23 protein-coding genes and 1 tRNA gene are annotated in these 22,599 nt (G+C 72.1%); 11 read left to right on the forward strand and 13 right to left on the reverse strand.

Translation table 11 applies throughout. The annotated features are described in order from the left end of the window. Window positions 1-127: 127 nt before the first annotated feature. Genes ABD106_RS06010 through ABD106_RS06025 form a run of 4 tightly spaced genes read left to right on the forward strand, consistent with a single transcriptional unit; the run spans window position 128 to window position 4,500 of the window. The gene (locus ABD106_RS06010; protein WP_343918386.1) at window positions 128-1,783 is read left to right on the forward strand and encodes a DNA repair helicase XPB; all 1,656 of its coding nucleotides are present in this window, start codon (window positions 128-130) and stop codon (window positions 1,781-1,783) included. 59 nt (window positions 1,784-1,842) lie between these two features. Further along, entirely contained in the window at window positions 1,843-2,538 is a 696-nt protein-coding gene (locus ABD106_RS06015; protein ID WP_343918388.1) for a response regulator transcription factor, read from the forward strand. Then, complete coding sequence (locus ABD106_RS06020; RefSeq protein ID WP_343918390.1) at window positions 2,539-4,149, forward strand: sensor histidine kinase; 1,611 nt, start codon at window positions 2,539-2,541, stop codon at window positions 4,147-4,149. It abuts the gene before it with no gap. Window positions 4,150-4,209: 60 nt separating this feature from the next. Next, on the forward strand, window positions 4,210-4,500 hold the full coding sequence (locus tag ABD106_RS06025) for a WXG100 family type VII secretion target (RefSeq protein ID WP_343918392.1): 291 nt from the start codon (window positions 4,210-4,212) through the stop codon (window positions 4,498-4,500). Between the two features lie 127 nt (window positions 4,501-4,627). On the opposite strand, the gene groL is transcribed toward ABD106_RS06025, so the two are convergent. The 3 genes from groL to ABD106_RS06040 all read right to left on the reverse strand — a co-directional run bounded on the left by groL (window position 4,628) and on the right by ABD106_RS06040 (window position 7,357). Next, window positions 4,628-6,247 carry a chaperonin GroEL gene (gene groL / locus ABD106_RS06030; protein ID WP_343918394.1) on the reverse strand — a complete coding sequence of 540 codons (1,620 nt, stop codon included), beginning with the start codon at window positions 6,245-6,247 and terminating at the stop codon, window positions 4,628-4,630. Window positions 6,248-6,368: 121 nt separating this feature from the next. Beyond that, window positions 6,369-6,860: a LytR C-terminal domain-containing protein gene (locus ABD106_RS06035; protein WP_343918396.1), complete on the reverse strand. Its 492-nt coding sequence runs from the start codon at window positions 6,858-6,860 to the stop codon at window positions 6,369-6,371. Between the two features lie 71 nt (window positions 6,861-6,931). Continuing rightward, window positions 6,932-7,357, reverse strand: a complete 426-nt coding sequence (locus ABD106_RS06040) for a DUF3263 domain-containing protein (RefSeq protein WP_343918398.1) — start codon at window positions 7,355-7,357, stop codon at window positions 6,932-6,934. 73 nt (window positions 7,358-7,430) lie between these two features. Here ABD106_RS06040 and msrB point away from each other — a divergent pair, with 73 nt between their 5' ends. Next, complete coding sequence (gene msrB, locus ABD106_RS06045) at window positions 7,431-7,829, forward strand: peptide-methionine (R)-S-oxide reductase MsrB (protein ID WP_343918400.1); 399 nt, start codon at window positions 7,431-7,433, stop codon at window positions 7,827-7,829. Here the strand turns inward: msrB and ABD106_RS06050 are convergent. Further along, the gene (locus ABD106_RS06050) at window positions 7,813-8,751 is read right to left on the reverse strand and encodes a DMT family transporter (RefSeq protein ID WP_343918402.1); all 939 of its coding nucleotides are present in this window, start codon (window positions 8,749-8,751) and stop codon (window positions 7,813-7,815) included. The genes msrB and ABD106_RS06050 overlap by 17 nt on opposite strands. Further along, a complete protein-coding gene (locus ABD106_RS06055; RefSeq protein ID WP_343918404.1) occupies window positions 8,748-9,272 on the reverse strand; it encodes a GNAT family N-acetyltransferase in 525 nt (174 codons plus the stop codon). The genes ABD106_RS06050 and ABD106_RS06055 overlap by 4 nt, the downstream gene beginning before the upstream one ends. Before the next feature lie 46 nt (window positions 9,273-9,318). Between ABD106_RS06055 and ABD106_RS06060 the strand changes: the two genes are divergently transcribed. Both ABD106_RS06060 and ABD106_RS06065 read left to right on the forward strand, forming a co-directional pair. Then, window positions 9,319-9,390, forward strand: a tRNA-Thr gene (locus ABD106_RS06060). A 111-nt stretch (window positions 9,391-9,501) separates the two neighbouring features. Further along, window positions 9,502-9,996, forward strand: coding sequence for a hypothetical protein (locus ABD106_RS06065; protein WP_343918406.1), 495 nt, complete (start codon window positions 9,502-9,504; stop codon window positions 9,994-9,996). Between the two features lie 111 nt (window positions 9,997-10,107). On the opposite strand, the gene ABD106_RS06070 is transcribed toward ABD106_RS06065, so the two are convergent. Both ABD106_RS06070 and ABD106_RS06075 read right to left on the reverse strand, forming a co-directional pair. Continuing rightward, the gene (locus ABD106_RS06070; protein WP_343918407.1) at window positions 10,108-11,100 is read right to left on the reverse strand and encodes a DsbA family protein; all 993 of its coding nucleotides are present in this window, start codon (window positions 11,098-11,100) and stop codon (window positions 10,108-10,110) included. Next, window positions 11,100-12,020 carry a DsbA family protein gene (locus ABD106_RS06075; RefSeq protein ID WP_343918409.1) on the reverse strand — a complete coding sequence of 307 codons (921 nt, stop codon included), beginning with the start codon at window positions 12,018-12,020 and terminating at the stop codon, window positions 11,100-11,102. Before ABD106_RS06075 ends, ABD106_RS06070 begins: the two co-directional genes overlap by 1 nt. Window positions 12,021-12,191: 171 nt before the next feature. Here ABD106_RS06075 and ABD106_RS06080 point away from each other — a divergent pair, with 171 nt between their 5' ends. Together ABD106_RS06080 and ABD106_RS06085 are read left to right on the forward strand one after the other, a co-directional pair. Continuing rightward, complete coding sequence (locus ABD106_RS06080) at window positions 12,192-13,268, forward strand: ABC transporter ATP-binding protein (protein WP_343918411.1); 1,077 nt, start codon at window positions 12,192-12,194, stop codon at window positions 13,266-13,268. Between the two features lie 59 nt (window positions 13,269-13,327). Then, window positions 13,328-14,644 (forward strand): DUF4032 domain-containing protein, encoded by a 1,317-nt coding sequence (locus ABD106_RS06085; protein ID WP_343918413.1) that lies wholly within the window; start codon window positions 13,328-13,330, stop codon window positions 14,642-14,644. A gap of 12 nt (window positions 14,645-14,656) precedes the next feature. On the opposite strand, the gene rlmB is transcribed toward ABD106_RS06085, so the two are convergent. The 4 genes from rlmB to ABD106_RS06105 all read right to left on the reverse strand — a co-directional run bounded on the left by rlmB (window position 14,657) and on the right by ABD106_RS06105 (window position 18,987). After that, window positions 14,657-15,643: a 23S rRNA (guanosine(2251)-2'-O)-methyltransferase RlmB gene (gene rlmB, locus ABD106_RS06090; RefSeq protein WP_343918415.1), complete on the reverse strand. Its 987-nt coding sequence runs from the start codon at window positions 15,641-15,643 to the stop codon at window positions 14,657-14,659. Then, entirely contained in the window at window positions 15,640-17,049 is a 1,410-nt protein-coding gene (gene cysS, locus ABD106_RS06095; RefSeq protein ID WP_343918417.1) for a cysteine--tRNA ligase, read from the reverse strand. The genes rlmB and cysS overlap by 4 nt, the downstream gene beginning before the upstream one ends. A 224-nt stretch (window positions 17,050-17,273) precedes the next feature. Beyond that, on the reverse strand, window positions 17,274-18,419 hold the full coding sequence (ispD, locus tag ABD106_RS06100) for a 2-C-methyl-D-erythritol 4-phosphate cytidylyltransferase (protein WP_343918419.1): 1,146 nt from the start codon (window positions 18,417-18,419) through the stop codon (window positions 17,274-17,276). A 79-nt stretch (window positions 18,420-18,498) separates the two neighbouring features. Further along, window positions 18,499-18,987, reverse strand: a complete 489-nt coding sequence (locus tag ABD106_RS06105) for a CarD family transcriptional regulator (RefSeq protein WP_343918421.1) — start codon at window positions 18,985-18,987, stop codon at window positions 18,499-18,501. A gap of 258 nt (window positions 18,988-19,245) precedes the next feature. Here ABD106_RS06105 and ABD106_RS06110 point away from each other — a divergent pair, with 258 nt between their 5' ends. Then, a complete protein-coding gene (locus ABD106_RS06110; protein WP_343918423.1) occupies window positions 19,246-19,713 on the forward strand; it encodes a hypothetical protein in 468 nt (155 codons plus the stop codon). 95 nt (window positions 19,714-19,808) lie between these two features. Here the strand turns inward: ABD106_RS06110 and ABD106_RS06115 are convergent, their stop codons facing one another. After that, a complete protein-coding gene (locus ABD106_RS06115) occupies window positions 19,809-20,489 on the reverse strand; it encodes a response regulator (RefSeq protein WP_343918425.1) in 681 nt (226 codons plus the stop codon). Continuing rightward, window positions 20,486-21,634 carry a sensor histidine kinase gene (locus ABD106_RS06120; protein WP_343918427.1) on the reverse strand — a complete coding sequence of 383 codons (1,149 nt, stop codon included), beginning with the start codon at window positions 21,632-21,634 and terminating at the stop codon, window positions 20,486-20,488. The genes ABD106_RS06115 and ABD106_RS06120 overlap by 4 nt, the downstream gene beginning before the upstream one ends. Before the next feature lie 151 nt (window positions 21,635-21,785). Between ABD106_RS06120 and phoU the strand changes: the two genes are divergently transcribed. Beyond that, window positions 21,786-22,490, forward strand: a complete 705-nt coding sequence (phoU, locus tag ABD106_RS06125; protein WP_343918429.1) for a phosphate signaling complex protein PhoU — start codon at window positions 21,786-21,788, stop codon at window positions 22,488-22,490. Window positions 22,491-22,599 lie beyond the last annotated feature (109 nt).

The raw sequence follows: 22,599 nt of genomic DNA on the forward strand, positions 1-22,599 counted from the left end.
ACCGACGGCGTGTCGTGACCACCCGGCGACAACCGGACGGCGTGTCGTGACCACCCGGGGCGCCGAGCGGGGGCGAAGCTCGGCGGAGGGTTCTCGCTCGGGGGCGGCGAGAGTAGGCTCGAAGGCTGTGACACTCCCAGGCCCGCTGATCGTGCAGTCCGACCGCACCGTGCTGCTCGAGGTGGCCCATCCCGATGCGTCGGCGGCGCGACAGGCGCTGCAGGTCTTCGCCGAGCTCGAGCGCGCGCCCGAGCACATCCACACCTACCGCGTCACGCGGCTGGGGCTGTGGAACGCGCGCGCGGCCGGCCACACGGCCGACGAGATCATCGGCACGCTCGACCGGCACGCGAAGTTCCCCGTGCCCGCCGGCGTGGCCCAGGACATCCGCGAGACGATCGGCCGGTACGGCCGGCTCGTCATCGAGCGCGACGACGAGGGGCTCGTGCTCCGCAGCCAGGACCGCCCGGTGCTCGAGGAGGTGCGGCGCTCGCGCAAGATCGCGCCGCTGCTCGCGGGGCCCGCGCCCTTGGGGCTCCGCATCGTCGACTGGGCGCGCGGCGAGCTCAAGCAAGAGCTCGTGAAGCTCGGCTGGCCCGCCGAGGACCTCGCCGGCTACACGCCCGGCACCCCGCTCGAGATCGACCTCGTCGAGGACGGCTGGACCATGCGGCCGTACCAGCAGGATGCGGTCGACCACTTCGCCGAGGCCGGCTCGGGTGTCGTCGTGCTGCCCTGCGGCGCGGGCAAGACGATCGTCGGCGCCGCCGCGATGGCCGCGACCGACACCACCACGCTCATCCTCGTGACCAACACCGTCTCGGCGCGCCAGTGGCGCAGCGAGCTGCTCGCGCGCACGAGCCTCACCCCTGACGACATCGGCGAGTACTCCGGCCACATGAAGGAGATCAAGCCGGTCACGATCGCGACCTACCAGATCCTCACCGTCAAGCGCGGCGGCGAGTACGCCCACCTCGGCGTGCTCGACGCGCTCGACTGGGGCCTCATCGTCTACGACGAGGTGCACCTGCTGCCCGCGCCGGTCTTCAAGCTCACCGCCGACCTGCAGGCCCGCCGCCGGCTCGGCCTCACCGCCACGCTCGTCCGCGAGGACGGCCGCGAGTCGGACGTCTTCAGCCTCATCGGGCCCAAGCGCTTCGACGCGCCGTGGAAGGAGATCGAGGCGCAGGGCTTCATCGCCCCCGCCGAGTGCTTCGAGGTGCGCATCACGCTCGACGAGGACGAGCGGCTCGAGTACGCCGCCTCCGGCGACCGCGACCGCTACCGCATCGCGGCGTCGAGCCCCCGCAAGATCCCGACCGTGCGGCGCATCCTCGAGGAGCACCCCGACGAGCCGACGCTCGTGATCGGGCAGTACCTCGACCAGCTCGACGAGCTCTCCGCCGCGCTCGACGCGCCCCTCATCACGGGCGAGACGCCCGTCGCGGTGCGCGAGGAGCTGTTCCAGGCGTTCCGGGACGGCACCGAGCGCGTGCTCGTCGTCTCGAAGGTGGCGAACTTCTCCGTCGACCTGCCGGATGCGTCGCTCGCGGTGCAGGTGTCGGGCTCGTTCGGATCGCGCCAGGAGGAGGCGCAGCGCCTCGGCCGACTGCTGCGTCCGAAGGGCGGCAGGACGGCGAGCTTCTACACGATCGTCGCCCGCGACACCGTCGACCAGGAGTTCGCGCTCGGCCGCCAGCGCTTCCTCGCCGAGCAGGGCTACGCCTACACGATCCTCGACGAGCACGAGATCGGCCTCGCCGATCACGCCGCCGCGAGCTGACGCCAGCGCGTCCAAGCGACATTCAGCAACCGTTCAGGCGACGATCAGAGACTGTGACCATGACCGAGCCGAACGCCAAGATCCTCGTCGTCGACGACGAGCCGCACATCCGTGACCTGCTCTCCACGAGCCTCCGCTTCGCCGGCTTCGACGTGCGCGCCGTGGGCGCGGGCGCGGCAGCCATCTCCGCGGTGCTCGAGGACGAGCCCGACCTGATCCTGCTCGACGTGATGCTGCCCGACATCAACGGGTTCGGCGTCACGAAGCGGCTCCGCGCATCCGGCTTCACGTCGCCCATCCTCTTCCTCACCGCGAAGGACGACACCGACGACAAGATCACCGGCCTCACGGTCGGCGGCGACGACTACGTCACGAAGCCCTTCTCGCTCGACGAGATCATCGCGCGCATCAAGGCCATCCTGCGGCGCACGATGGCCGAGACCGACGACGCCACCATCCACGTCGGCGAGCTCGCGATGAACCAGGACACGCACGAGGTGACGGTCGGCGGCGAGGAGATCGAGCTCTCCCCCACCGAGTTCAAGCTGCTGCGCTACCTCATGCTCAACGCCAACCGCGTGCTGTCGAAGGCGCAAATCCTCGACCACGTCTGGGAGTACGACTTCAACGGCGACGTCGGCATCGTCGAGTCGTACATCTCGTACCTGCGCCGCAAGATCGACGACGGCGCGGCCGAGCCGATGATCGTCACGAAGCGCGGCTTCGGCTACATGCTGAAGTCGCCGAAGGCGTAGGTGCTGCGCGCGCTCGAACGCCTGCTCGGCCGGTTCACGCTGGCCGGGCGCATCAGCGCACTCATCGTCGTCGTCATGACGCTCGGGCTCGCGCTCGCGGGCATCGGCACGCTCAGCATCATCCGCGACGCGCAGATCGCCGACGCCGATCGCGGGCTCGAGCAGGCGATGCGCGCGTTCACGAGCGAGCCGGTCACCCGGAGCGATTCGCCCGAGCAGTGCGACCTCGCGCAGCGGATGCCGAACACGTACTACCTGGGCGTCGCGGATGCGTCGGGCACGGTGCTGTGCGACAACAAGCTGCCGGGACCGGAGAACCCCGATCTCGACTCGCTGACGCTCGGCACGGTCGCCGAGGAGGAATCGGCGTTCACGCTCCCGTCGATCGACGGCCAGCGGCAGTGGCGCACGCTCGTCGCGCCCACCACCGTCGAGGGCAGCGGCGAGCTGCTCATCTCGGTCGTCGGCATCGACATGGAGGCGCTCGAGTCGACGACGGCGACCTTCATGCTCGTCTTCGCCGGCTTCTCGCTGCTCGCGATCGTGCTCGGCGCCGCGCTCACGCGCATCCTCGCCGTCTCGACGCTCCGCGGCCTGCGCAAGGTCGCGGCGCAGGCGCAGCGCTTCGCCGACGGCGACTACGACACCCGCCTCACCGGCGACCATCCCCGCACGGAGGTCGGCTCGCTGCAGCAGTCGCTCAACGCCATGCTCGACCGCATCGAGGCCGCGATCGAGCAGCGCGACGCCTCCGTCGCGCAGATGCGGCAGTTCGTCGGCGACGCGAGCCACGAGCTGCGCACGCCGCTCGTGTCGGTGCGCGGCTACGCCGAGCTCTACCGGATGGGCGCCATCTCGCGGCCCGAGGACGTCGCAAACGCCATGGAGCGCATCGAGGGCGAGGCCAAGCGCATGGCGCGGCTCGTGGAGGACCTGCTGCAGCTCGCTCGCCTCGACGAGCGCCGGCCGCTCGACCTGCAGCCGCTCGACCTCGTGCCGCTCGTCAACGACGCCGCGAGCGACACGCGCGTGGGCGCCCCCGACCGGCACGTGTCGGTCGTCCCGGTCGCGGCGGATGCCATGGGCCCGGTCGCCGGCGCGAGCGACGACGACGCCCCGCAGATCGGCGTGTTCACGCCGCCGCCGCTCGCGCCCCCCGCGGTCGTGCTCGGCGACGAGCACACGCTGCGGCAGGTGATCTCGAACATCATCGGCAACGCCCTGCGGTACACGCCCGAGGGCACCCCGATCGAGCTCGGCGTCGGTGTCACCGCCCGTCGCCGCGAGGCGGTCGTGCTCGTGATCGACCACGGCGAGGGCGTGCCGGAGGAGCTGCGCGAGCGGATCTTCCAGCGCTTCTTCCGCGCCGACACCTCGCGCGCTCGCGAGACGGGCGGCTCGGGCCTCGGGCTCGCGATCGTCGAGGGCATCGTGCGGGCGCACAGCGGCCGGCTCGACGTCGTCGAGACGCCCGGCGGCGGCGCGACCTTCCGCATCGCGATCCCGCTCGCCTCCGACGAGGCGATCATGGAGCTCAGCCACAAGCTGCGCCCGGAGGGCACCCCCAACACGGTGACCGATCCACAGGAGCGCCGCCGCAGCCTCGCCTGAGCCGCGCATCCGCCTACCTTCTCCCCCGTGCGCGGATGCGCCGCGCGGGAGAGAGGGATCATGAGCAGGTACGTCGTCGACGCGGACGCCATCCACGGCGCCCACATCGGGGTGCGGGGCACCGCCTCGCGCGTGCAGTCGGAGGTGGCCGCGATGCACGGGCAGCTGCAGGCGCTGCAGGACTCGTGGAGCGGGCAGGCCTCCGTCGCGTTCCAGGGGCTCGTGCAGGACTGGCGCGCCACGCAGCTGCGCGTGGAGGAGTCGCTCGCGAGCATCAACGAGGCGCTCGCGGCCGCGGGCCGGCAGTACGACGAGGTGGAGGCGGGCAACACGAGGCTGTTCGCGGCGTAGCGCCACCCGCTGGTCGAGCCGCAGCCGGACGCAGTCCGGCCGCGAGTCGAGACCACCCGGCCGCTGGTGGGAGCGGGCACGAAGAAGGGCCCCAGCTTCGCAGCTGGGGCCCTTCTTCGTATCGGACCTAGAAGTCCATGCCACCCGTCGGGTCCTGCGGCATGGCAGGAGCCTTCTCGGGCTTGTCGGCGACGACGACCTCGGTGGTGAGGAAGAGGCCGGCGATCGACGCGGCGTTGGCGAGCGCGGAGCGCGTCACCTTCACCGGGTCGGAGATGCCCGCGGCGAGCATGTCGACGTACTCGCCCGTGGCGGCGTTGAGGCCGTGGCCCACGGGGAGGTTGCGCACCTTCTCGGCGACGACGCCCGGCTCGAGGCCGGCGTTGAGCGCGATCTGCTTGAGCGGCGCGTCGACAGCGACACGAACGATGTTCGCGCCCGTCGCCTCGTCGCCGGTCAGCTCGAGCCCGTCGAAGGCGCTCTTCGCGGCCTGGATGAGGGCGACGCCACCACCGGCGACGATGCCCTCCTCGACTGCAGCCTTCGCGTTGCGGACGGCGTCCTCGATGCGGTGCTTGCGCTCCTTGAGCTCGACCTCGGTCGCTGCGCCCGACTTGATGACGGCGACGCCACCGGCGAGCTTCGCGAGGCGCTCCTGGAGCTTCTCGCGGTCGTAGTCGCTGTCGGTCGAGTCGATCTCCTGGCGGATCTGGCGCACGCGGCCGGCGATGGCGTCAGCCTCGCCCGCACCCTCGACGATCGTCGTCTCGTCCTTCGTGATGACGACCTTGCGCGCACGGCCCAGCATGTCGAGCGTCGTGTTCTCGAGCTTGAGGCCGACCTCCTCGGAGATGACCTGGCCGCCCGTGAGGATCGCCATGTCGGCGAGCATCGCCTTGCGGCGGTCGCCGAAGCCGGGAGCCTTGACGGCGACCGACTTGAAGATGCCGCGGATCTTGTTCACGACGAGCGTCGCGAGCGCCTCGCCCTCGACGTCCTCGGCGATGATGACGAGCTGCTTGCCCGCCTGGATCACCTTGTCGACGACCGGGAGGAGGTCCTTGATGTTCGAGATCTTCGAGTTGACGATCAGGATGTACGGGTCCTCGAAGACCGTCTCCTGGCGCTCGGGGTCCGTGACGAAGTACTGCGACAGGAAGCCCTTGTCGAAGCGCATGCCCTCGGTCAGCTCGAGCTCGGTGCCGAAGGTGTTCGACTCCTCGACGGTGACGACGCCCTCCTTGCCGACCTTGTCGATGGCCTCGGCGATCAGCGCGCCGATCTCCTCGTCAGCAGCCGAGATCGATGCCGTCGCGGCGATCTCCGCCTTGGTCTCGACCTCCTTGGCGTTCGCGAGCAGCTGCTCGATGACGGCCGCCGTGGCCTTCTCGATGCCGCGCTTGAGGCTGATGGGGTCTGCGCCCGCCGCCACGTTGCGGAGGCCCTCGCGGACCAGCGCCTGTGCGAGCACGGTCGCCGTCGTCGTGCCGTCACCGGCGACGTCGTCGGTCTTCTTGGCGACCTCCTTGACCAGCTCTGCGCCGATCTTCTCGTAGGGGTCCTCGAGCTCGATCTCCTTGGCGATCGAGACGCCGTCGTTCGTGATGGTGGGGGCGCCCCACTTCTTCTCGAGCACGACGTTGCGGCCGCGCGGGCCGAGGGTCACCTTCACCGTGTCGGCGAGCGTGTTCAGTCCACGCTCCAGCCCACGGCGGGCCTCCTCGTTGAATGCGATCATCTTTGCCATTGCAGTCTTCGTCCCTCCTGGACGCTGTGGACGTTCAATTGGCACTCCACTAGAGAGAGTGCCAAGGCCAAGTCTGGCACTCGACCCGGTCGAGTGCAAGCCGCAGGCTGTGGCGGCGCTGTCAGGGCGCGGAGGGCGTCGGCGCGTGCGAGATGTCGCTGTCGTCCCGCGGCTCCGTGCTCGGCACCGTGCCGGGCGCATCCGTGCCGAGCACGATCGTGATCGGCGAGCCCGAGACGCGGCCGTCCGACTGCCGGGCCTCCCCCACGCCGAGCTGCTGGGCGAGGCCGCGGGCGATCGGCTCGAGCGCGGGGTCGTCGAACCAGACGACCGTGCGGTCGCCGATCTCGGTGGCGGATGCGGTCGTCACGACGGTCCAGCCGGCGTCGGAGAGGGCCTGGCCGGCGCCCGCCGCGACGGCGCGCTCGCCGGACCCGTCGAGCACGGTGATGGATGCGTCGATGCTGGGATCGATCTGCGCGGGGTCGGCGATCACGAGCGGCTCCTCGGTCGCGACCGGCTCGGGCACCGGCTCGACGCGCAGCCGGTCGAGCAGGAAGAGCCCGACCGCGGTGAGCACGACCGTCACCGCGAGCGCGCACAGCAGGATCACCCAGCGCGGCCAGCGAGTGACCGAACCCGATCGATGGGCGCCGACGCGATGCGTGGCGCGCTGCCCCCGGCTCATGCGTCGTCGCGCAGACGGAGCAGCCGACGCACGAGCATCGGGTCGTGGCGCAGCGCCTCGGGCGTCTCGAGCGCGGCGTCGAGCACCTGGTAGTAGCGGGTCGTCGACCAGCCGAACTCCGCCCGGATCGCGCGCGCCTTCGCGCCGCCGTGGCTCGACCAGCGCCCCTCGAAGTCGAGCACGCCGCGGATCCGCTCGGCCCGAGCCCGCGCGAGGTCGTCGCGACCGGCGCGGTCGGCGCCGGCCGGCGCATCCGGCGCCTCGGTCGTGTCCGGCGCCGCCTCTGCGGTCGTGTCAGCGCTCGTGTCAGCGGCTCGCGGCAGGATGTCGAGCGCGTCGGCGGCCGCCTCAGCCGCCGCGAAGGCGAGGGCTGCCGCCTCGTCAGCGGTGCCCTGCCTGCGGATGCGCGGCTCGGTCGGCATGGACTCGATCCTAAGCGGGCGCGGGCGTTCTGCTCGCCGCGAAACGCCTGCTGCGGCGGCGTAGCATCGAGGCATGACCGATCGAATCGAACGCTCCGACTCCGAGTGGCGCGAGACCCTCGCCCCCGACGCCTTCAAGGTGCTGCGCGAGGCCGGCACGGAGCGCCCGTGGACCGGCGCGCTGCTCGACGAGCAGCGCCAGGGCGTCTACGCGTGCGGCGCGTGCGGCAACGAGCTCTTCGACGACCAGACGAAGTTCGACGCCGGCTGCGGCTGGCCGAGCTTCTACGAGGCTCGCGAGGACGCGGTCGAGCTCATCGAGGACCGCTCGCTCGGCATGGTGCGCACCGAGGTGCGCTGCGCGAAGTGCGGCAGCCACCTGGGCCACCTCTTCGACGACGCCCCGCAGACGCCGACCGGCGACCGCTTCTGCATGAACTCCGTCGCGATGACCTTCACGCCGCAGTCCTGACCCGCGGCGCTGCGCGTCGGCGGATCGCCGAGACGCCGACTGCAGCGATCGTCAGTGCAGCGCCGAGCAGCGACCAGACCGTCACGGGGTGGGCTGCCGGGAACACGGCGTCGAGCGCGACCGACATGACGACCTGGCCGCAGATGACGCCGAGGCCCATCGTCAGCACTCCCAGGTGGTGCACGGCGACCGACATGAGCGCGATGAAGACGATCCCGAGCACGCCGCCGACGTAGAGCCACGGCTCGGTCGGCAGCGGCTGCGCGCGCACGCCCGCGATCGTCTGCACGAGCACGAACGCAGCGAGCGCGACGGTGCCGACGAGGAAGTTCGAGACGGCCTGCGCGATCGCCGAGCGCGAGTGCCGCTGCACGAGGCCGCCCATCGCCTGCTGCAGCGACTGCAGCAGGCCTGCCGCGAACGGCAGCACGATGAGCCACGCGCCGTCGAGCTCGCCCGTGCCGACGAGCGCGAGGCCGACGGCGACGAGCGCGAGCAGCGCGCCGACGACGCGCGGCGCGGTGATGTGCTTCTTCGCGAGGCCGCCGAGGCCCATCCGGTCGACGGCGAGGCCGCTCATCGTCTGGCCGGCGACGACGCCGACGGTGAAGAGCGCGACGCCGAGCGTGCCGACGGCGACGCCCTGCGTGGCGACGAGGAACGCGCCGAGGAGGCCGGTCGTCGCGTACCACCACGGCATCGAGCCGTCACGGATGACGCCGACCAGCCGGCACACGCCGGCGCGGGAGCCGGGTGAGACGGCGAGCAGCGCAGCGAGCACCACGAGCCCGACGGCGAACGAGATGAGCGCGGCGAGCATGCCGTGGTCGAGGCGAGCGCCCAGCTCGCCGTTGATGCGGCCCTGCAGCGCGAGGCCCGCGCCGGCCGCGATCGACGCGAGCAGCCACAGGAAGAGGATCATGCGAGCTCCAGCGGGGCGAGGTCGGGCGCGGGGTCGGTCGCGAGCCGGGCGAGCCTGACGACGTCGAAGCGCTCGTCGCGGCCCTGCTCGTCGGCGTAGCGCAGGCGCTCGCGCTCGACGCCCTCCCGCAGGTAGCCGGCGCGCTCGGCGACCGCGATCGACGCGGGATTGTTGGCCCGCGCGCCGAGCTCGAGCCGGTGGAGGCCGTCGGCGAAGAGCGCGCGCGACATCGAGTCGAGCGCGCGCGCCGCGAGTCCCCGGCCGCGCGCGGAGGGCGCGAGCCAGTACGACAGCCACGCCGTGCCGTGCCGGGGATCGCGCGAGCCGGCCATGACGCATCCGACGGCCGTGCCGTCGACGTCGATCGCGAGGGCCTCGGCGGCGATGGCGGCGAGGTGCTCGCGCGCGTCGGCGAGGGTGCGGATGGGCGGCGCCTGCCGGTGCAGGTCGGCGGATGCCTCGAACGCGGCGAGCACGGCGGCCGCGTCGCGCTCGGGGCTCCAGGGACGCAGTCGAGGCACCGGACAAGCCTAGAATGGCTGGGCGCCCCGGCCGTACCGGGGCCGCGCCTCCTTAGCTCAGTGGTAGAGCAACGCTCTTGTAAAGCGTAGGTCGTCAGTTCAATCCTGACAGGGGGCTCCCCCGCCGGGCGGCCGGTCGAGCCGCACGGGGCGCCCAGCGCCCCGCGCGAGTCGAGACCACCTGCGGGGCGGGCGCACTCGACGGCGCGACGTGTGGTCGTATACAGCCATGCACGACAGCACCGCCGACGCGTTCACGGTGGCTCACGCATACACGCTGGTGTTCGGCGACTTCCGCCGCACCATCGATGCCGCCGTGATGGCGCTGCTCGATGGCCACGAAGCGCTTGAAGTGGCGGAGCTCGCCGGGGCGAGCCCGGCCTTGGGATGGTCGGAGGCGCGGGCGCTCGTCGAACCCGCGCATGCGGCGCTCGGCCTCGACTATCAGGAGATGTCCGACGAGGATGCGCAGGTGATCGCTCTTCGAGTCGTGGTCTCGGAGTACCGCAGCGGCGCTCGAACGCTGCGCGAGCTGACCTCCTGGGCGCACGACGTGATCATGCACGGCTCCAGCAGCCGAGCGGTCGAGCGAGTCGTGCAGCTGGAGGACGACCTCGAGGTCTGGCAGCCGAGGCGCGATCCCGCCGAGGTGGAAGCGGTCCTCGATGACTTCCTGCGCGAGACCGCGGACGCGGTTCCGCGCTGGCGGCCACGGCAGGGGTGAGCCGGGCCACGAGGGCGATGGTCTCGACTCGGTCAGCGCGCTGCGCGCGCGGACCGGCTCGACCAGCGGAAGCGCGCTGCGCGCGCGGACCGGCTCGACCGGCCACGGGGGCTACGCGCGGGGCGTCTGCTCCGCGATGAACGCGGCCAGCGCATCCGCGTCGCTCACGTCGCCCGCGAAGGTGACGCCGTCGACGATGATCGTCGGCACGCCGCGCAGCGGCTCGACGCCCTGCAGCGGCTGCTCGATCGCCCGCACCGTCGCCTGGCGCACCCACCAGGCGAACTGTGCCGACTGCACGCACTCGTCGATCTCGGCGCCCACCTCGGCCGCGAGCGCCGACACGGCGGCGGCGTCGAAGCGCTGCTCCTGCAGGTGCGCGACGAGCGCGCTCTGGAACGAGCGGTACGCCTCGGGCTCGCTCTCGGCGACGCACGCGAGCGCGTTCGCGCCGAGCGTCGACGCGTAGCCGTTGCCGATCTCGTCGCCGAGCGAGACCGGCAGGTAGGCGACGCGCGCCTCACCCTCGTCGGCGAGCCGCTCGAGCTGCTCGCCGTTCGCGGCGAGCGCGCGGGCGCAGTACTCGCACTGCGCGTCGATGACGACGAGGATGTCGTGGATGCCGGACGCCGGCTCCATGGCCGCGGGCGCGCCATCGGCAGGCACGGGCTCGGCCTCCACCACGCCGTCGGCGTCGAACGCGACGGCGTCGGCCATGTTCGCCGGCCCATCCGCCGGTGAGAGCGTGACGATCTCGCCGCCGAGCGACTGCTGGATCGTCTCGATCGCGGGGTCGCGGATGACCCAGCGCTCCGCGACGAGCACCGTCTGCTCCTGCAGCTGCCGCTCGGTCGCGATGGCCTGCGCCTCGGCCGGGTCTGCCGCGAGGATGAGCTCGGTGTCGCCGCCGCACGCGGCGACGATCGGCTCGTCGTCGCTCGCGCGGTACTGCTCGACGAGGTCGGCGCACTCGCCGCCCGCCTCGAGGTAGGCGGCGCCGAGCTCGCCGATCGTCGAGACCGGCGCGGGAGGGGTCGCCGCGCACCCGGCCAGCAGGGCGAGCGCGGCGACCGCGAGCCCTGCCGACCAGGTGCGCCGGCGCATCAGGGCGCAGGCGTCTCGGAGGGCGCCGGCGTCTCGGTCGGCGCCGGCGTCTCCGTGGGCTCCGCCGACTCGCCGGTCAGCTGGCCGGCGGTCGCGGTGATGAACGCCTGGAAGCCAGCCGCGTCAGCGGGCGATCCCGGGTACTTCTGGCCGTTGACGAGCACCGTCGGGGTGCGGTCGGCGACGACGCCCTCCGTGCCCGGCAGCGGCTGCGTGCCGGCGCGGACGGTCGCGTCCTCGACCCAGCTCATGAAGCGGCCCTCGCGGATGCACTCGGCGGCGCCCGTCGACATGTCGACGCCTGCGCCCTCGGCGACGCCGACGATCTCGTCGTTCGTGAGGCCCGAGCTCTGCTCGGCGGGCTGGTTGTCGTACATCGCGGAGTTGAACGCCCAGAAGTCGTCGGGCGCGTGCTCGGCGACGCACGCGGCGGCCGAGGCGGAGCGCGTGGAGTACTTCGTGCCGAGCGAGGCGCGGTCGAGGATCGAGATGGGGTGCACCTCGACGGTCGCGGCGCCGCTCGAGAGGAGCTGCTCGAGGGTGGCGCGGTTGGCCTCGTCGAACGTGCCGCACACGGGGCACATGTAGTCCTGGTAGATCTCGATCTGGACGATGTCCTGGCGCGGCTCGGTCGGCGTGGGCTCACCCTCGGCCGGCGTCGCGGGCGTGCGCTCGGCGACGAAGTCCTGGCCGATGACGATGCCGTTGCTCGCCATGTTCTCGGGGCCGGGGCCGGCGGGCCGGATGCTGTTGACGATCACGACGGCGACGATCGCCACGATCGCGACCGCGGCGAGCACGATGCCGCCGATGGTGAGCCCTCGGCGGACGCGCTCCCTGCGTCGGCGCTGCTCCTGCATCGCACGTGCCTGCTCGCGCGCCTGGGCACGGCGCTCGTTCTTGGTCAGCTTCTCGCTCATGCGTTCCTGTCCTGCTCGGCCGGGAATCCCAGCGGGGGGCGCGATCGGAGCACACGCCGTCTTCTAGGGTACCGGCCGCGCGGCATGCAAGGATGACCCTGCGGGCAGCGCTGCCCGTACCGACCACTACGGATCGTCCGGCACGTACCTGCCGGTGGAAGGAAGACGACGATGGCGTCTGTGACGTTCGACAAGGCATCCCGCATCTATCCGGGGAGCACGAAGCCAGCAGTGGACTCGATCGACCTGGAGATCGCCGACGGCGAGTTCCTCGTGCTGGTCGGTCCCTCGGGCTGCGGCAAGTCCACCACCCTCCGCATGCTCGCGGGCCTCGAAGAGGTCAACGACGGCAAGATCATGATCGGCGACCGCGACGTCACCGACATGCCGCCGAAGGACCGCGACATCGCGATGGTGTTCCAGAACTACGCGCTCTACCCCCACATGACGGTGGCCGAGAACATGGGCTTCGCGCTCAAGATCGCCGGCGTCGCCAAGGACGAGCGCGCCAAGCGCGTCGAGGAGGCGGCGAAGCTGCTCGACCTCGAGCCCTACCTCGGCCGCAAGCCGAAGGCCCTCTCCGGTGGTCAGCGGCAGCGCGTCGCGATGGGTCGCGCCATCGTCCGCCAGCCGCAGGTGTTCCTCATGGACGAGCCGCTGTCCAACCTCGACGCGAAGCTGCGCGTGCAGACGCGCACGCAGATCGCGTCGCTGCAGCGCCGGCTGGGCGTCACCACGGTCTACGTCACGCACGACCAGACCGAGGCGCTCACGATGGGCGACCGGATCGCGGTGCTGAAGGACGGCATCCTGCAGCAGGTCGGCACGCCCCGCGACCTGTACGGCAACCCGGCGAACGTGTTCGTCGCCGGCTTCATCGGCAGCCCCGCCATGAACCTCATGGAGCTGACGACGAACGACCAAGGCGTGCAGTTCGGCGACCACCTCACCCCGATCCCCCGCGAGCAGCTCGCGTCGGCCAAGGGCGGGCTCGTCGTGGGCGTGCGTCCCGAGGACGTCTCGGTCTCGGAGTCGGGCGGCGACGGCCTGCCGGTGCTCGTCGACCTCGTCGAGGAGCTCGGCGCCGACGGCTACCTCTACGGGCACGCGGATGTCGAGGGCAAGCGCGTCGACATCGTCGCGCGCGTCGACGGCCGCACGCACGCGTCGCTCGGCGACACGGTCTACATCACGCCGGACCCCGAGCACCTGCACCTGTTCGACAAGGAGTCGGGCCTGCGCCTCTGACCGATCCCGACCGAAGGGCTCCCGCTGACCGCGGGGGCCCTTCGGCCTACCATGGCGGCATGCGCTCCGATCTGCGCATCACCTCAGCGGTGATGGACGCGACCCTGCTCGACCTGCCGTGGGAGCTGCCGCTCGAGCAGTGGACGGAGGAGGACGTCGTCCAGCTGCCGAAGGGCATCTCGCGGCACCTCGTGCGCTTCGCCCGCCTCGGCGGCCGCGTCGTCGCCATCAAGGAGACGAACGAGGAGATGGCCTCCCGGGAGTACGGGATGCTGCGCCGCCTCCAGCGCCTCGACGTGCCGTGCGTCGAGCCGCTCGCCGTCATCTCCGGCCGCACGGGCGTCGACGGCGAGGCGCTCGACGCGGTGCTCGTCACTCGGCACCTGCGCTTCTCGCTCCCCTACCGCGCGCTCTACTCGACGTCGATGCGGCACGACACCGCGCAGCGACTCGTGGATGCGCTCGCCGGGCTGCTCGTGCGGCTGCACCTCGTCGGCTTCTACTGGGGCGACGTGTCGCTCTCGAACACGCTCTTCCGCCGCGACGCGGGCGCCTTCGCCGCCTACCTCGTCGACGCCGAGACCGGAACGATCGAGACCGACGGCCTCTCGACCGGCCGCCGCGAGGACGACCTCGAGGTCGCGCGCGTCAACATCGCCGGCGAGCTGCTCGACCTCGCCGCGGGCGGCCGACTCGACGAGTCGATCGACCCGGTCGCGGTCGCCGCCTCGATCGTCGAGCAGTACCGGTCGCTCTGGCACGAGCTCACCGACGACGAGGTGATCGACGCGTCGGAGCGCTGGCGCATCGCCGCGCGCATCGAGCGGCTCAACGCGCTCGGCTACGACATCGAGGAGCTCGCGATCCGCACCGGCGACGGCGGCACGACCGTGCGCATCCAGCCGAAGGTCGTCGACCCCGGCCACCACCACCGGCGGCTGCAGGGCATGACCGGCATCGACGCCGAGGAGAACCAGGCGAGGCGGATGCTCAACGACCTCGACCAGTACGTGGCGACGCAGCACGACCTGCGGCCCAACGTCGGCGACGAGGCGCTCGCGAACGAGTGGCTCGAGCGCGTGTTCTCGCCGATCGTCGAGTCGGTGCCGCTCGAGCTGCGCGGCAAGCTCGAGGGACCCGAGGTGTTCCACGAGGTGCTCGAGCACCGCTGGTACCTCTCGGAGCAGGACCAGCGGGAGGTGCCGCTCGAGGAGGCGCTCGCGAGCTACATCGCGACGCAGCTGTCGCACCGCCGCGACGAAGCGGCGCTGCTCGGCGTGCCCGTCACGACGGCGATGCCGATCGTGCCGCTCGAGACGGGCGCGATCGCGCTCGACGACGAGGACGACGACCCGAACTGGCGCGACAAGGTCTGAGGCGCGAGCGGGTCAGCGGCGGGCGCGGCTGCCGCGCAGCTTCGCGACCTCGTAGAGCGTGATCGAAGCGGCGATGCCGGCGTTGAGCGACTCGGTCGCCGCGCCGATCGGGATCGACACGATCGCGTCGCACGTCTCGGCGACGAGCCGGGACAGCCCCTTGCCCTCGCTGCCGATGACGATCACGAGCGGACCGCCGGCGAGCTCGAGCTCGTGCACCGACACGTCACCGTCGCCGTCGAGGCCGATGACGAAGCATCCCTGCGACTTGAGCTCCTTGAGCGTGGCAGTGAGGTTCGACGCCATGGCCACCGGCACGCGCGCCGCGGCGCCCGCGCTCGTCTTCCACGCGCTCGCCGTCACGCCGACCGAGCGGCGCTGCGGCACGATGACGCCCTGCGCGCCGAAGGCCGCGGCCGAGCGGATGATCGCACCCAGGTTGCGGGGATCGGTGATGCCGTCGAGGGCGACGAACAGCGGCGTCTGGCCGCGGTCGATCACGGTCTCGAGCAGGTCGATCGGGTGCGCGTACTGGTACGGCGGCACCTTGAGGGCGACGCCCTGGTGCACGGAGTCGTGGCCAGAGATGCGGTCGAGCTCGGGCCGCATCACCTCGAGCACGGGCACGCCGCGCTTCGTTGCGATCGAGAGGATCTCCTTGACGCGGTCGTCCATCTCGAGCCGAGAGGCGAGGATGAGCGAGGTCGCCGGGATCTTGGCGCGCAGCGCCTCGAGCACCGAGTTGCGGCCGGTCACCATCTCGGAGTCGTCCTTGGCGGACGACGGCTTGCGGTGGCGCGGCGGCTGCTGCTGCTGCGGGCGGCCCTTCGCCGAGGCCGCCTCGAAGCGCTCGCGCGACGCCTTCCGCTTGCCGGCGGGGTGCCAGGAGCGGTCCTCAGCCTTGGGAGTGGGGCCCTTGCCCTCGAGCGCCCTGCGGCCGAGGCCACCGGTGCCCTTCGAGGGGCCCTTCTTGCGCGGCGCGCGCTGCGGCTTCGTCATGGGATGCTCCAGGTGGTCGTGTGCTTGCCGTCCTCGACGAGGATGCCGGCGGCCGCGAGCAGGTCGCGGATGCGGTCGGATGCCGCGAAGTCCTTGGTCGCGCGAGCCTCGCGGCGCTCCGCGAGGAGCGTCTCGACGAGGGTCGACAGCGCGTGGGCCTGTGCCGAGGGTACAGCCTGCCAGGCCGCATCCGCAGGATCGAGCCCCAGCACCCGCAGCATCGCGCGCGCCTCCCCCGCCCTCGCGAGCGCCGTCGCGTCGTCGCCGGCGTCCATCGAGGCGTTCGCCGCGCGTGTGGTGTCGTGCAGCACGGCGACCGCCTGCGGGGTCGAGAGGTCGTCGTCCATGGCCGCGCCGAACGCATCCGGCACGTCGGCCTCGGGCAGCTCGCCGCGCTGCGCGGCCCGCTCGAGCATCGCCTCGATGCGCCCGAAGGCGGCCTCCGACTCGGCGAGCGAGCCGCCCTCGAGGCTGCCGTCGGCGGTGCGCAGGTCGATCGTGGAGCGGTAGTGCGGCGCGACGAGGAAGTAGCGGGCGACGATCGGCCGCACGGAGTCGAGCAGGTCGGCGGCGAAGATCGAGTTGCCGAGCGACTTCGACATCTTCTCTCCGTCGACGTTCACGAGGCCGTTGTGGCTCCACACGCTCGCGAAGCCGAGGCCGGCGGCGGTGGACTGCGCGAGCTCGTTCTCGTGGTGCGGGAACCGCAGGTCGAGGCCGCCGCCGTGGATGTCGAAGCTGTCGCCGAGGTAGCGGCGCGCCATCGCCGAGCACTCGATGTGCCAGCCGGGGCGGCCGTTGCCCCACGGCGACGCCCACGACGCCGACTCCGGCTCGTCAGCCTTCGAGGCCTTCCAGAGCGCGAAGTCGCGCGGGTCGCGCTTGCCGCGCGGGTCGGCGTCGGCGGCCGGCTCCATCTTGTCGATCGACTGCCGGGTGAGGGCGCCGTACTGCGGCCACGAGCGCACGTCGAAGTAGACGTCGGCCGAGCCGTCGAGCGCCGGGTAGGCGTGCCCGCGCTCGATGAGCAGCTGGATGAGCTCGTGCATGCCCGTGACGGATGCCGTCGCGCGCGGCTCGTACGTCGGCGCGAGCACGCCGACACCGCGGTAGGCCGCCGTGAACTCGAGCTCGATGCGGTACGAGAGCGCCCACCACGGCTCGTCGACCGCGTTGACGAGCACCTTGTCGTCGATGTCGGTGACGTTGCGCACGAACGTGACGCGCAGCCCGCGGTGCTCGAGCCAGCGGCGCCACACGTCGTAGGCGACGGCGCTGCGCACGTGGCCGATGTGCGGCGACGACTGCACCGTCGGCCCGCACACGTACATCGACACCTCGCCCGCGCGCAGCGGCTCGAGGTCGACGACGGCCTGCCGTCGGGAGTCGTAGATGCGCACGGTCACGGTCCCCAAGGCTACTGCGCGCGCCGCTCGGCGCCCTCGCGCGCTCCGGAAGCACGTCGCGCAATGCACGCCGCGCTCTACCGGACCCCTTGCACCGAGCCGGACCCGGTCGACCAGGTCCCGTTCGGTGGAAGAGGTCCGCCTTGCGCGGGTCAGCAGCGACGCGGCGCGCTGCCCCGGTCCGGCGCGGCGCCTCTCGCGGGTCAGCAGCGACGCGGCGGCGCTCAGGCGCGGCGGATGAGCGCGGTCGCGATCGCCTGGACGCCCTCGCCGCGGCCGAGCGCGCCGAGGCCGTCGGTCGTCGTGCCCGAGACGCTCACGGGCGCGCCGACCATCGCCGAGAGCGCGCGCTGCGCCTCGTCGCGGCGGGTGCCGATGCGGGGGCGCACGCCGAGCACCTGCACCGCCACGTTCATCGGGCGCCAGCCGTGCTCGGCGAGCCGCGCGACCGCGGCGCGCACGAACACCTCGCCGTGCGCGCCCGCGTGCTGCGGGTCGTCGACGCCCACGAGGCCGCCGATGTCGCCGAGGCCCGCGGCGCCCAACAGCGCGTCGACGATGGCGTGGCAGACGGCGTCGCCGTCGGAGTGCCCCTCGAGGCCCTGACCCTCCCACTCGAGGCCCGCGAGCCGCAGCGGCCCATCCCCGCCGAACGCGTGCACGTCGGCGCCGACGCCGACGCGGATCGCCGGGCCGAGCAGCGACTCCGCACGATCGGCGTCGGCCGGCGTGGTGATCTTGAAGGCGAGCTCATCGCCGCGCACGGCCGCGACCGGCTCCCCGAGCGCCTGCACGAGCTGCGCATCGTCGGTCGACGCGCCCCGCGCATCCGCTGCCGCGTAGGCGCGGCGCAGCAGCTGCGCGTCGAAGCCCTGCGGCGTCTGCATCGCACGCAGCGCGGCCCGGTCGACGATCGGGCCGAGCACGTCGCCGTCCGACTGCCGCGCCGCCTCGACCGAACGCACGGTGTCGACGACCGGCAGCACGGGCACGACGGCGGATGCGCCCTCCCGCAGCGCCGCGATGACGCGCTCGACCTGCGCGGGCGGCGTGAGCGCGCGGGCCGCGTCGTGCACGAGCACCCAGCGCGCGTCGCCAGCGGCGTCGAGGCCCGCAGCGACGGAGTCGGCGCGCGTCTCGCCGCCGACCACGACCCGCGCGGCGACGCCGGCGCGCTCGGCGATCGCCGACGCATCCGCCTCGAGGCCCGCGGGCACGACGACCACGAGCCGCGCGTCGACGGCCGCGAGGCCGCGGAGCGCGTGCTCGAGGATGGGCGCGCCCGCCACGAGCGCGAAGGCCTTCGGCATGCCTCGGCCGAGCCGGGTGCCGCTGCCCGCGGCGACGACGATGAGGGCGGTGTCGGTCACGCAGCCAGCCTAGGCATGGAAGAGGCGCCCGACCTTGGGGATCGGGCGCCTCAGCTCAGTCGGCCGCGCCGACGCGGTCTCAGACCGCGGGGGCGAGCGCCTCGTCGAGGCGAGCCGATGCGGCGTCCTCGTCGGTGTGCTCGGCGAGCGCGAGCTCGGAGACCAGGATCTGCCGGGCCTTCGCGAGCATGCGCTTCTCGCCGGCCGAGAGGCCGCGGTCCTGGTCGCGGCGCGACAGGTCGCGCACGACCTCGCTCACCTTGATCACATCGCCGGAAGCGAGCTTCTCGACGTTCGCCTTGTAGCGGCGAGCCCAGTTCGTGGGCTCCTCGGTGAAGTCCGCACGCAGCACCTCGAACACGCGGTCGAGGCCCTCCTCGCCGATCACGTCGCGAACGCCCACCATGTCGACGTTGTTCGCGGGGACCTCGATCGTGAGGCCGCCCTGCGCGACGTTGAGCTTGAGGTAGGTGGTCTCGACACCCTTGATCTTGCGGACCTTGACCTCGGTGATGGTTGCGGCACCGTGGTGGGGGTAGACGACCGTCTCTCCGACCTCAAAGTTCATCGAATGCTCCTCGTCATAGCCAGAACCTTGATTTTATCACAGCGTGTCGCTCGCGGACGCCCACGGAGGCGTGGTTGGATCACGCCCCTGCACGGCGGATCGCGGGTCGTGAGCGGTTCCGGACGCCCGGGACGGGCGTCCGCGCTGGGGTCGCGCGGAGGCGCGAAAGCGCCTCCGCTCCAGCTCCACCGCGCTAGAGTGGGATGCGACCGCGCGCGCACCCCTCCAGCGCCGTCGGCCACCGTCGAAAGGGATCTCGTGCAGCCTCGCACCGTCGCCGCAGCAGCAGCCGCAGTCGCCGTCGTCTTCGCAGCGACCGGTTGCAACATCCTGACGCCCCAGGCGACCACGATCCAGTACGACCCCTCCGACGGAATCTCCGGCTCGACCGGCACCGTGCGCTTCCACAACGCGATGCTCATCGGCGAGCCCGAGGGCGACGCGCTCAACCTCGTCGTCACCTTCACGAACGAGGGCGAGGCCACGTTCGTCGAGGTGCGCACGGGCGACGAGACGCAGCAGATCCGCGTCGCCGAGGGCATCACGATCTTCGGCCCGCCCGACGAGGAGCAGCTCGTCTTCGACGCCGGCGACGTCACCTACGGCGCGCTCCAGAACGTCTCCTTCCAGGCCGACGGCGCCGAGCCGACGGGCGTCGAGGTGCAGCTCATCTCGAGCGACTTCATCGGCTACGAGACGCTCGCGCCCGAGGCAGCCGCCGACTGACCTGCCGGCTCGCCCGCGGGCGAGCCCCGGCACGCAGCGTGCAGCACCGGGCGCGTGAAGCGCTCAGCGCCCCAAGCGCTCAGCGCCCCAGGCGCTCAGCGCTCGAAGCGGTATCCGAGCCCGCGCAGCGTCACGACGCGCGTCGGGTTCGACGGGTCCTCCTCGATCTTCGCCCGCAGGCGCTTCACGTGCACGTCGAGCGTCTTCGTGTCGCCGAAGTAGTCGCTCCCCCAGACCCGGTCGATGAGCTGCCCGCGCGTGAGCACCCGGCCCGCGTTGCGCATGAGGTACTCCAGCAGCTCGAACTCGCGCAGCGGCATCGCCGTCTCCTCCCCCGCGACCGTCACGGTGTGGCTGTCGGCGTCGAGGCGCACGCGACCGATCTCGACCACCGAGTCGTCATCCTCGTCGTCGACCGCCCGGCGACGCAGCACGGCACGGATGCGCGCGATGAGCTCGCGGGTCGAGTACGGCTTCGTCACGTAGTCGTCGGCGCCGAGCTCGAGCCCCACGATCGTGTCGACCTCGCTGTCCTTCGCCGTCAGCATTATGATCGGCACCGACGACGACTGGCGGATGTGCCGGCACACCTCGGTGCCGCTGCGGCCGGGCAGCATGAGGTCGAGCAGGATGAGGTCGGCACCGTCGGCCTCGTACATCCGCACCGCCTCGTTGCCGTCGGGCGCGTGGGCCGTCTCATAGCCCTCGAGCTCGAGCAGGTAGCCGAGCGGCTCGGCGAGGGCGATCTCGTCCTCGACGATCAGGATGCGCGTCATGCCTTCTCCTTCGGTGCGGTGGTGCCGGCGATCGGCAGGCGGAGCGTGAACGTCGAGCCCTGGTCGGGGCGCGACCAGAGGGTGATCTCGCCGCCGTGGCTCGCGGCGACGTGCTTCACGATGCTGAGGCCGATGCCCGTGCCGCCCGTCACGCGGCTGCGCGCGGGGTCGACCCGGTAGAACCGCTCGAACACGCGCTCGAGGTCCTCGGGCGCGATGCCGACGCCGTTGTCGGTCACCGCGATCTCGACGATGCCGTCGGCCGCGCGCACGCCGATGCCCACGTGCGTCGCCTCCGGCGAGTACTGCACGGCGTTCGCGACGAGGTTCTGCACGGCCATCGTGATGAGCTCCTCCGAGCCCAGCACGTCGACCTCGTCGAGCACGCGCGGCAGCACCCGCATCCGCTTCGACTCCGCGAGCACGCGGTTGCGGTCGACCGCCACCTCGACGACGCGCGCGATCGGCACGCGCTCGGCGTGGTCGAGCGGGTCGTCCGACTGGATGCGCGAGAGGTCGATGAGCGCCTTCGTCATGCGGGCGAGGCGGTCGGCCTCGAGCTGCATGCGCTGCGCGAACGAGCGCACGCGCTCGGGGTCGGCGGCGGCCGCCTCGATGGCCTCCGAGAGCACGGAGATCGCACCGATGGGGGTCTTGAGCTCGTGGCTGACGTTGGCGACGAAGTCGCGGCGCACGCCGTCGAGGCGCATCTCCTCGGTGCGGTCGGCGGCGAGCACGAGCATGAAGCGGTTGCCGAGCGGCGCGACCCGCACCCGCAGGTGGATCTCGGTGCCCACGCCGATCCGGCCGCGGCGGTAGACGAGCTCGAGCACCTCCTGCTCGCCCGAGCGCCAGACCCGGCGGACCGCGTCGAGGATCTCCGGCGAGCGCAGCGCGCGGCCGTCGACGAGGTCGAGCGCGACGGCGCCGGGCGACGAGAGGATCACCTGGTTCGAGCCGTCGAGCACGATGCCGGCCGACTCGAGCACGTGCACCATGGCGGCGATGCCGTCGGGCACCGGTTCGCTCGAGATCGCCATGACCTGCCGACCGCGCTGCGCCGCGACGCCGAGCAGGTGCACCGAGACCGCCCCGATCGCGAAGCCCAGCAGGAGCGCGAGGAGCACGTACCACGACGCATCCACGCCCTCGATGCTAGCCGGTGGGCCGCTCGCTGCCCGCCGTCCCAGGTTCAGGCTCCGGACACCCGGCAGTAACCTGGGGCGAGGACACTCGGTGTCAGGATAGTGCCCTGCTCGACGAAGCAGCGGGGCGCAGCACAAGGGGGCAGCAGCCATGCGCGACGTATTCCAGCAGGAGCTCAGCGAGGTGCAGGACCGGCTCGTCGACATCGCGAACCACGTGATCGTCTCGATCGAATCGGCCGTGCGGGCCTTCGGCGACTCGAACGTGCAGCTGGCCGAGCAGGTGATCGCCACCGACCCGCTCATCGACGACAAGGCGGCCTCGCTCGACGAGCTCGCGATCGACATCATCGCCCGGCAGTCGCCGGTCGCGCGCGACCTCCGCATCGTGGTCTCGGCGCTGCGCATCTCGGCGTCGCTCGAGCGCATGGGCGATCTCGCGCGGCACATCGCGCTGCTCGCGCGCTACCGCTTCCCGATGCAGGTCGTGCCCGAGTCGCTCCAGCCGACCTTCGCCGAGATGGGCGCGCGCGACATCGAGATCGCCAAGATGCTGCGCGACCTGCTCGAGACGCAGGACCTCTCGCTCGCCGACCGGCTCGAGACCGCCGACAACCACGTCGACCAGCTGCACCGCGACGTGTTCTCGCACGTGCTCGGCACGACGTGGGAGGGTGCAGCCCACACGACGGTCGACGCGACGCTCGCGAGCCGCTACCACGAGCGCTTCGCCGACCACGCGGTCGGCATCGCGAAGAAGGTCAAGTACCTCGCGACCGGCGACTGGACCGGCGACGACGACGCGCGGTCCGACATGGCACCCGAGCCGGTGCGACCGGCAGGCGTGCAGGACTGAGGCACGGCGACGACGAGGGGCCCCGCAGCGCGCGGGGCCCCTCGTCGTCCGTCCGGCGTGCGCTAGTGCTTGCTGCCCTGGCTCGCGACCGCGGCGGCGCCGGCGGCGG

Origin of the sequence: Agrococcus citreus (assembly GCF_039527715.1) — a bacterium.
Lineage (GTDB): Bacteria > Actinomycetota > Actinomycetes > Actinomycetales > Microbacteriaceae > Agrococcus > Agrococcus citreus.

Coding starts and splice junctions, on each gene's coding strand:
- ABD106_RS06015 (WP_343918388.1), top strand. CDS start 1,843: ATGACCGAGCCGAACGCCAAGATCCTCGTCGTCGACGACGAGCCGCAC.
- ABD106_RS06025 (WP_343918392.1), top strand. CDS start 4,210: ATGAGCAGGTACGTCGTCGACGCGGACGCCATCCACGGCGCCCACATC.
- groL (WP_343918394.1), bottom strand. CDS start 6,247: ATGGCAAAGATGATCGCATTCAACGAGGAGGCCCGCCGTGGGCTGGAG.
- ABD106_RS06040 (WP_343918398.1), bottom strand. CDS start 7,357: ATGCCGACCGAGCCGCGCATCCGCAGGCAGGGCACCGCTGACGAGGCG.
- msrB (WP_343918400.1), top strand. CDS start 7,431: ATGACCGATCGAATCGAACGCTCCGACTCCGAGTGGCGCGAGACCCTC.
- ABD106_RS06050 (WP_343918402.1), bottom strand. CDS start 8,751: ATGATCCTCTTCCTGTGGCTGCTCGCGTCGATCGCGGCCGGCGCGGGC.
- ABD106_RS06065 (WP_343918406.1), top strand. CDS start 9,502: ATGCACGACAGCACCGCCGACGCGTTCACGGTGGCTCACGCATACACG.
- ABD106_RS06070 (WP_343918407.1), bottom strand. CDS start 11,100: ATGCGCCGGCGCACCTGGTCGGCAGGGCTCGCGGTCGCCGCGCTCGCC.
- ABD106_RS06075 (WP_343918409.1), bottom strand. CDS start 12,020: ATGAGCGAGAAGCTGACCAAGAACGAGCGCCGTGCCCAGGCGCGCGAG.
- ABD106_RS06080 (WP_343918411.1), top strand. CDS start 12,192: ATGGCGTCTGTGACGTTCGACAAGGCATCCCGCATCTATCCGGGGAGC.
- ABD106_RS06085 (WP_343918413.1), top strand. CDS start 13,328: ATGCGCTCCGATCTGCGCATCACCTCAGCGGTGATGGACGCGACCCTG.
- rlmB (WP_343918415.1), bottom strand. CDS start 15,643: ATGACGAAGCCGCAGCGCGCGCCGCGCAAGAAGGGCCCCTCGAAGGGC.
- ABD106_RS06105 (WP_343918421.1), bottom strand. CDS start 18,987: ATGAACTTTGAGGTCGGAGAGACGGTCGTCTACCCCCACCACGGTGCC.
- ABD106_RS06115 (WP_343918425.1), bottom strand. CDS start 20,489: ATGACGCGCATCCTGATCGTCGAGGACGAGATCGCCCTCGCCGAGCCG.
- phoU (WP_343918429.1), top strand. CDS start 21,786: ATGCGCGACGTATTCCAGCAGGAGCTCAGCGAGGTGCAGGACCGGCTC.